The following is an 8,154-nucleotide window of genomic DNA, read 5'->3' on the forward strand; positions in this document are numbered from 1 at the left end:
CAGTAAGACCGACGTGGACTGTGGTAATTCCACAGCGGATCGCCCTTCCTGCCCGCTCATCGGAGCCCTCCGAGCCAACCGGACGACAGCCGGCTCATGCATAAAATATAGCTCGCGGCCAACGAGACTTATGACAAGAAACGTGCGAACCCGCTTACAGGTTCACGCTCCGTACTAAGGGTATTCTCTATGGCCGCGGGATCGGCATACCCCAGGGCCATGCCACAGACCACCATCTCGTCCTCCGGCAGGCGCAAGTGATTGGCAATGACCGCGTGGAACTGGGTGAAAGCCGCCTGCGGGCAGGTATCCAGCCCACGCGCCCGGGCTGCCACCATGATGCTCTGCAGAAACATGCCGTAATCCAGCCAGCTACCCTGCTCCAGGATGCGGTCGATGGTGAAGATCATGCCCACCGGCGCACCGAAGAAGGTGAAATTGCGGGAGTGCTGCGCATGCATGCGCGCCTTGTCCTCGCGGCTGATCTGCAGCAGGCTGTACAGGTCCCAGCCCACCTTGCGCCGGCGGTCGATATATGGCGCCACCCACTCGCGCGGATAGTAGGGATACTCTTCCCGGTACTTGCTGTCGCGCTGCGGATCGTCGTAGGCGGTCAACACGTCGGCGGACAATTTCAGCTTGGCATCACCGCTCAGCACATAGACCCGCCACGGCTGGGCGTTGGTGCCGGAAGGCGCCCGGCTGGCCACCGCCAGGATCTCGTTGACCACATCGTGCGGCACCGGCGTATCAAGAAAAGCACGCACCGAGCGGCGTGTGATGATGGCCTGGTCTACCAGGCCGGTGTCCCGCTTGCGCTGCGAATCCATGACTGTCAACTCCTTCATGCGTCTGTACCCTGCCCCGATCAGGCGCCGGCGTCCGCGGATTCGCACACCAGCGCCTGCAAGGCGTTGCGCAGCGCAGGCGGCAGCGGTACCGGCCGCCGCGTGGCGCGATCGACATAGACATGGACGAAATGACCTTGCGCCGCAGCGACGTCGTCGTCATTGCGGAACAGGCCCACTTCGTAGCGCACGCTAGAGTTGCCCAGCCGCGCCACGCGCAGCCCGGCCACCACGGTGTCGGGAAAGCTAAGCGCGGCGAAGTAGCTGCATTGCGTTTCGATCACCAGCCCGATGGTGTCGCCAGCCTCGATATCGAGCACGCCCTGCCGGATCAGGTAGGTGTTCACAACGGTATCGAAATAACTGTAGTAGATGACGTTGTTGACGTGGCCATAGACGTCGTTGTCCATCCAGCGCGTGGTGATCGGCTGGAAATGACGGTAGGCACTACGGGTATCGGCAGTCGGTTTCATCGGAAGCACGCAAGAGGAAGATCAGCGGCGAATCACAAGGGCCACGCCGCCTGCGGCAAGGGCCATGCCAAGTGCCGCCAGCGGCGGAAAACTCTCGCCGAACAGCAGCCACGCCATGACGGCGGTGGTCGGCGGCGTGAGATACATCAGGCTGGACACCTTGGTGGCCGCGCCCTCCCGGATCAACAGGAACAGCAGCGAAATCGCGCCGATTGACAGCGCCACCACCGACCAGGCCAGCGCGCCGAACATCTCGGCGTTCCACTCGACGTGGCGGGTCTCGGCAAGAAACATGAAGGGCAGGCAGGCCAGCGCCGCCGCCGCGAACTGGATCACGGAACCCATGCGCAGGTCGAACATCGGGCAATAGCGCTTCTGGTACAGCGTACCGAAGGTGATCGAGAACAAGGCACCCACGGCAAGCAGCAGGCTCGGCGCGGACAGCCCGCTGGCCGACAGCTTGTTGGCCACCACCAGACCCACGCCCACGATGCCCAGCGCCAGCCCCAGCCACTGGCGCCGTCCGATGGTCTCGCCCATGCGCGAAGCCGCCAGCGCGGTCAGGATCGGCTGCATGCCGACGATCAGGGCGGAAACGCCCGCCGGCATGCCGAGTTTGACCGCTGCCCAAACGCCGCCGAGATAGCCCGCCTGCAGGAACAGTCCCGCCACGGCGATATGCCCCACCCTGCGCCAGTCGACGGCGCCCGCGCTCTGCGGCAAGGGCACGCGCGCCACCACCACGAAGGGCAGCATCAGCACCAGCACGCCGACAAAGCGCAGGAACAGGAAGGTCATCGGCTCGGCATGCGGCATGCCGTACTTGGCCACGATAAAGCCGGTACTCCAGATCACCACGAACAGCCACGGCATGGCGGCCATCCAAAGGGTGCCGCGCGTTGCGCGGACTTGGCTGGTTGCGCTCATTGCCGTGTCACCGCGATCGGGCTGGCAGCCGTGAGCGTGTCCAATTTCATGCGCCGGGCATAACGTTCGTGATATTGAGCGGCAAGCGCGATGGTCTGCGCATGCACCGCCACGGTGTCCTCGATCTGGTTGCCGTAGCCGCCAGCCATCGCCACGGCGATCGGCAGCCCCCGCGCCAGGGCTGCATCAAACACCAGACGATCGCGCCTGGCCAGGCCGGCGAGCGTGAGCTTCAGGCGGCCCAGCCGATCGCCCTCATGGGGATCGGCGCCTGCCAGGTAGATGATCAGGTCCGGAGAGAAACGCGCGAACAGGGCTTCGAGCGCCTCCTGCAACGCCGCGGCGTAAACTTCGTCGTCGCAGCCATCGGGCAGGCCCACGTCGAGGTCGCTGGCTTCCTTGCGAAAGGGATAGTTCTTTTCGCCGTGCAGGGACAGCGTGAACACGAAAGGGTCGTCGCGCAGGATGGCCGCGGTGCCGTTACCCTGATGCACATCGAGGTCCACCACCGCCACGCGCTCCACCCGGCCGTCGCGGCGCAGCTGGCGTGCCGCGATCGCCGCATCGTTGAAAACGCAGAAACCGCCGCCCTTGTCCGSATAAGCATGATGCGTCCCGCCCGCCAGGTTCACCGAAATGCCCTCGCGCAGCGCGGTGCGGCATGCTTCGATGGTGGCGCCGGCCGAGCGCCGCGATCGCTCGACCATGGCCTCGGACCAYGGAAACCCGATCTCGCGCTGGCGCGCAGGGTCCAGTGCGCCCCGGGAGACGCTGGCCACATATTCTGGGGTATGCGCCAGCAGCAAGGCATCGTCTCCGGCACGTGGGGCCTCGGCCAGCGTCAGGCCCGCCACTTCCCGCTCAACCGTCGCCCTCAACATGCTGTACTTGCGCATCGGGAAGCGATGGCCCTCGGGCAGGGGCAGGACAAAGTGGTCGGCGTAGAAGGCGAGCATGGGGATTAACTGGGGGCGGACATCCGGCCGGCAGGCCGCTGCCCCGGCAACAGGGCCGTGGCGCATCGGCCGCTGCGTTGCACACGCTTGGGCAGCACCGATTCGGGCAGACCGCGATGGTAGCACTGAGCCGGCGCGAAGGTACGCGACCAGGACCGCCCTTCCCGCGCCCGAGCTGGCGTAAATCCGCAACTCTGGCGGCGCGATATGTGGCATCAGGTCGACTTCCGGCGACTTCGGCCGGACTTATTTGTGCATTGCACAAGAAATTCTTGACACCGTTTTTCTTTTCCCTACAATTGGAATTGTTGCGGCGCACCATCGGTTTTGCAGAGCAAGCGGAAGCGCCGGCAACCCCCAAACGCCTGGGGCTGGCTGACGAAAAGCAGTGACGTCGTCATGGCTTTGACATCTGGGCGGCCTAATTTTGTCTGACATTGAACTTCATTATTGGAGACCAGCATGAGCTTCACCCCGGAACAAGTCGCCGCAGCGCAAAAAGCCAATCTCGAAACCCTGTTTGGCCTGACCACCAAAGCCTTCGAAGGCGTTGAGAAGCTGGTCGAACTGAACCTGCAAGTGGTCAAGGCCACGTTCGCTGAAAACGTGGACAACGCCAAGAAGGCCCTGTCCGCGAAGGACGCCCAGGAATTCCTGGCCATCCAGTCCTCGCTGATCCAGCCGGTTGCCGAAAAGGCCCTGGCCTATAGCCGCCACCTGTACGAAATCGCCTCGGAAACCCAGTCGGAATTCACCAAGGTTGCCGAATCCCAACTGGCCGAAAACTCGAAGAAGGTGCAAGCCCTGGTCGAGAACCTCGCCAAGAACGCCCCGGCCGGCTCCGAGTCGACCGTTGCCATCGTGAAGTCCGCGATCAGCGCCGCCAACAACGCTTACGAGTCGGTCCAGAAGGCCACCAAGCAAGCTGTTGAAATCGCCGAAAGCAACTTCCAGGCAGCCGCCAGCGCCGCCACCAAGGCCGCCCAGCAAGCCAGCGCAACGGCTCGCACCGCGACCAAGAAGGCCGCCCCCGCCGCCGCCTAACTAGCGCAGGCAGGACAACGGACCGGCTTCGGCCGGTTCGTTGGCAAAGCGCGCCTGGCACGGCCAGCGCATTTTGCCAACGAAGGCAGCACGGACGGCAACCAAGCCGCCCTGCCCTCTGACGATGTCTCCTCGGTATCTGGTTTCCTTGTATTCCAATATCGATTCATTCCCGGCTATGTGCCGGGATTTTTTTTGCCTGCGGCGCGGACCGGCTGTGCCGATTTCAGGCTCGGCGCGATGCGGCATCCATCTTTCGCGTCAAGCCGGCTTTGCCGACCCACGGCCCGCCACGGTCCTCCTCTGCTGCAAGCGGGGTTTGGCTGGCGAAGCCACAAGTGGGCGCCAGGAAAATCTTGGCGGTTAATTGCGAATCGGACAATAAAAAGGCCCGCCGTGCGGCGGGCCTCGATGCGTGGCTGATGCTGGCCGCTTAACGCTTGCGCGGCGGCGGCACGTCGGTGCAGACGCCTTCGTAGATCTCGGCAGCCATGCCGATGGACTCGCCCAGCGTCGGGTGCGGGTGGATCGTCTTGCCGATATCCACAGCATCGGCGCCCATCTCGACGGCCAGGCAGACTTCGCTGATCAGGTCGCCGGCATGCATGCCGACGATGCCGCCGCCGATGATGCGGTGGGTTTCCTCGTCGAAGATCAGCTTGGTAAAGCCCTCGTCGCGGCCGTTGGCAATGGCGCGGCCCGAAGCGGCCCACGGGAACACGCTCTTGCTGTACTTGATGCCCTGCGCCTTGCACTGGTCTTCCGTCACGCCGGCCCAGGCCACTTCCGGATCGGTGTAGGCCACCGACGGGATCTGCTTGACGTCGAAGTACGCCTTCTCGCCGTGCGCTGCCTCGGCCGCGACGTGCGCCTCATGCACCGCCTTGTGAGCCAGCATGGGCTGGCCGACGATGTCGCCGATGGCGAAGATGTGCGGCACATTGGTGCGCATCTGCTTGTCGACGTCGATAAAGCCGCGGTCCGTCACCGCCACGCCCGCCTTCTCGGCGCCGATGCGCTTGCCGTTGGGCACGCGGCCCACAGACACCAGCACCAGGTCGTAGCGTTGCGGCTCGGCCGGGGCCTGCTCGCCTTCGAACCTGACGTAGATACCGTCCGGCTTCGCTTCCACGCCGACCGTCCTGGTCTTGAGCATGACCTTGTCGAAGCGCGTCTTGTTCATCTTGTCCCAGACCTTGACCAGGTCGCGGTCGGCACCCTGCATCAGCCCATCGAGCATTTCGACAACATCGATATTGGCGCCCAGCGTGCTGTACACCGTGGCCATTTCCAGCCCGATGATGCCGCCGCCGATCACCAGCATCTTGTTCGGCACCTCGGGCAGCTCAAGCGCGCCGGTGGAGTCGACGATGCGCGGATCTTCGGGGATGAACGGCAACTTGACCGCCTGGCTGCCGGCCGCGATGACGGCCTTCTCAAAGCGAATCACGGTCTTCTTGCCGGTGGTCTGCTTGGCGTCGCCTTCGGTTTCCTGCACCTCGAGGTGATGCGGATCCAGGAAAGTGCCAATGCCGCGCACGACCTGCACCTTGCGTGCCTTGGCCATGCCGGACAGGCCGCCGGTCAGCTTGCCGACGACGGTTTCCTTGTAGTGGCGCAGGCCGTCGAGGTCGATCTTGGCTTCGCCGAACAGGATGCCGTGCGCCGCCAGCGCCTTGGCTTCGTCGATCACGGCGGCGTTGTGCAGCAGTGCCTTGGACGGGATGCAGCCGACGTTCAGGCAGACGCCGCCGAGCGTGCCATAGCGCTCGACCAGCACGGTATTCATGCCGAGGTCGGCGCTGCGGAAGGCAGCCGAATAGCCACCGGGGCCGGCGCCGAGCACCAGCATGTCGCAAGTGATGTCCGCGCTGCCCGAATGCGAGGCCGCCACGGGTGCGGCAGCCGGAGCAGCGACCGGCGCGGGAGCGGCCGCAGGGGCCGGTGCCGGCGCGGCTGCCGGCTTGGCGGCGGCTTCGCTTTCCAGCGTGCAGATCACCGCGCCCTTGGCGACCTTGTCGCCCACCTTGACACGCACTTCGACCACCTTGCCGGCCGCGGACGAAGGCACGTCCATGCTGGCCTTGTCCGACTCGAGTACGATCAGCGACTGCTCCTGCTCGACCGTATCCCCAGCCTTGACCAGCACTTCGATCACTTCCACCGCGTCGAAATCGCCGATATCCGGCACCTGGACTTCGATCACACTCATGTTTTGCTCCTCAAGAGCGCGCCCCGCTTCAGATACGGGCCGCGCCATCGTTATTGATTGCGCCGTCGCCGGCCGTGTCACCGAGCCGTACCACCTGCACTTCGACCGGACCTGCCGAACTCTTGTCGAACTCCACGCCTGCATCCACGCCGATCCGCGCAATCTCCCCGGCGTTCAGGCCCGGCTGGTCGTAGACCGCGTGCATGGCGCCCAGCGCGTAGTTGCGCCCCGAGCCAATGCCCCAGAAACGGTCGAACGAAAAGACTTCGCGGTACGAATAGACACCGAATATGCCCGCCGGATTGGCGATGAGGCACACGATCTGCGAGGACTCGTAGGGATCGTCCTCATCTTCCTTGGTGTTGATGAAATACTCGTTCTTGAGTTTTTCATGCACCTTGAGAAAAGTCCGGAAGACGTCGTCGCGCGAGCCCAGGCGGCAATCCTCGCCCAGCCCGGCCAGCAGGCTGCGCATGACCGGAAAATGGGCGGTGGTGCCCGCGAGCGCCACAAAGCTGTCCCCCACGGGAAACACCTTCTGGTTGCGCTCGTAGGCACGCGTGAGCCGGGTGTCGCCAAACGTCACCAGTGCGTCGGCGGCAATTGCCACCTCACCGGCCTTCTTGACGACAACGCAGGTAGTCATGGACTCGCTTCCTTCCTGTTTTCGGACGGCAGGTTGCAGACGTCTGGCAGAGGGCGCGCACGGCCGCGAGGGCCAGGCGCACCCTGCCCGCCTTACAGCAGGATGCGGCGGAAATCGGCCAGCAGTTGCCCGAAGTAGGTATTGAAGCGGGCCGCCTCCGCACCGTCGATGACGCGGTGATCCCACGACAGCGACAGCGGCAGCGTCAGGCGCGGCACGAATTGCTTACCATCCCACACCGGCTTCTGGTACGACTTGCAAACGCCCATGATGGCCACTTCAGGCGCGTTGATGATCGGCGTGAAATACGTGCCGCCGATCCCGCCCAGCGAGGAGATCGAGAAGCAGCCGCCTTGCATCTGGTCCGGTTTCAACTTGCCGTCGCGTGCCAGCTTGGCCAGCTCGTTCATTTCCTGGCCGATCTCGATCACGCCCTTCTTGTCGGCGTTCTTGATGACCGGCACCACCAGGCCATTCGGCGTGTCAGCGGCAAAACCGATGTTGAAGTACTTCTTCAGCACCAGGCTGTCGCCGTCGAGCGAGGCGTTGAAATTGGGGAATTTCTTCAGCGCCGCCACGGCAGCCTTGATCATGAAGGCCAGCATGGTGACCTTGACGCCCTGCTTCTCGTATTCCTTGTTGAGCTGCACGCGGAAGGCTTCGAGGTCGGTGATATCGGCTTCGTCGTGATTGGTGACGTGCGGAATCATCACCCAGTTTCGATGCAGGTTCGCACCGGAGAGCTTCTTGATGCGCGACAGCGGCTTGCTTTCCACGTCGCCGAAGCGGGTGAAATCCACCTTCGGCCACGGCAGCAGGTTCAGCTCGCCACCGCCACCGGCCGGCGCGGCAGCGGCTTGTGCCGGAGCCGCGGTCAGCCCGGTCATCACGCCCTTGACGTAACCCTGCACGTCGTCCTGGGTGATGCGGCCCTTGGGTCCGGTGCCCGGCACGCGCGAAACGTCCACGCCAAGCTCGCGCGCGAACTTGCGCACCGAGGGGCTGGCGTGGGCGGCGGCGCCGGTCACGCCGGCGACCGGCGCGGCGG

At 64.4% G+C, this 8,154-nt stretch carries 10 protein-coding genes; 2 read left to right on the forward strand and 8 right to left on the reverse strand.

Annotation, left to right across the window (positions count from 1 at the left end):
* Positions 1-128: 128 nt before the first annotated feature.
* From AC1DN0_RS39275 to AC1DN0_RS39290, 4 genes are read right to left on the reverse strand one after another with little or no spacing between them, the layout of a single operon-like run.
* Complete coding sequence (locus AC1DN0_RS39275; protein ID WP_441636289.1) at positions 129-830, reverse strand: nitroreductase; 702 nt, start codon at positions 828-830, stop codon at positions 129-131.
* A 38-nt stretch (positions 831-868) separates the two neighbouring features.
* Positions 869-1,321, reverse strand: a complete 453-nt coding sequence (locus AC1DN0_RS39280) for an acyl-CoA thioesterase (RefSeq protein ID WP_477111168.1) — start codon at positions 1,319-1,321, stop codon at positions 869-871.
* A gap of 21 nt (positions 1,322-1,342) precedes the next feature.
* Positions 1,343-2,248 carry a DMT family transporter gene (locus tag AC1DN0_RS39285; RefSeq protein ID WP_441636285.1) on the reverse strand — a complete coding sequence of 302 codons (906 nt, stop codon included), beginning with the start codon at positions 2,246-2,248 and terminating at the stop codon, positions 1,343-1,345.
* Positions 2,245-3,204: a histone deacetylase family protein gene (locus AC1DN0_RS39290; RefSeq protein ID WP_477146517.1), complete on the reverse strand. Its 960-nt coding sequence runs from the start codon at positions 3,202-3,204 to the stop codon at positions 2,245-2,247. Before AC1DN0_RS39290 ends, AC1DN0_RS39285 begins: the two co-directional genes overlap by 4 nt.
* A 116-nt stretch (positions 3,205-3,320) precedes the next feature.
* Here AC1DN0_RS39290 and AC1DN0_RS39295 point away from each other — a divergent pair, with 116 nt between their 5' ends.
* Positions 3,321-3,596: a hypothetical protein gene (locus tag AC1DN0_RS39295; protein WP_477103937.1), complete on the forward strand. Its 276-nt coding sequence runs from the start codon at positions 3,321-3,323 to the stop codon at positions 3,594-3,596.
* A gap of 70 nt (positions 3,597-3,666) precedes the next feature.
* Positions 3,667-4,248: a TIGR01841 family phasin PhaP1 gene (gene phaP1 / locus AC1DN0_RS39300; RefSeq protein WP_035860043.1), complete on the forward strand. Its 582-nt coding sequence runs from the start codon at positions 3,667-3,669 to the stop codon at positions 4,246-4,248.
* Here phaP1 and AC1DN0_RS39305 read toward each other — a convergent pair whose 3' ends face one another.
* The 4 genes from AC1DN0_RS39305 to AC1DN0_RS39320 all read right to left on the reverse strand — a co-directional run.
* Complete coding sequence (locus AC1DN0_RS39305) at positions 4,249-4,497, reverse strand: hypothetical protein (protein WP_477111167.1); 249 nt, start codon at positions 4,495-4,497, stop codon at positions 4,249-4,251.
* A 184-nt stretch (positions 4,498-4,681) separates the two neighbouring features.
* Entirely contained in the window at positions 4,682-6,460 is a 1,779-nt protein-coding gene (gene lpdA / locus AC1DN0_RS39310) for a dihydrolipoyl dehydrogenase (protein ID WP_441636277.1), read from the reverse strand.
* A gap of 28 nt (positions 6,461-6,488) precedes the next feature.
* Complete coding sequence (locus AC1DN0_RS39315) at positions 6,489-7,106, reverse strand: Ntn hydrolase family protein (RefSeq protein WP_035860037.1); 618 nt, start codon at positions 7,104-7,106, stop codon at positions 6,489-6,491.
* 92 nt (positions 7,107-7,198) lie between these two features.
* The coding region (locus AC1DN0_RS39320; protein WP_441636275.1) for a dihydrolipoyllysine-residue acetyltransferase at positions 7,199-8,154 on the reverse strand (956 nt) is incomplete at its 5' end.

The organism is Cupriavidus sp. 05N39 (assembly GCF_056397325.1).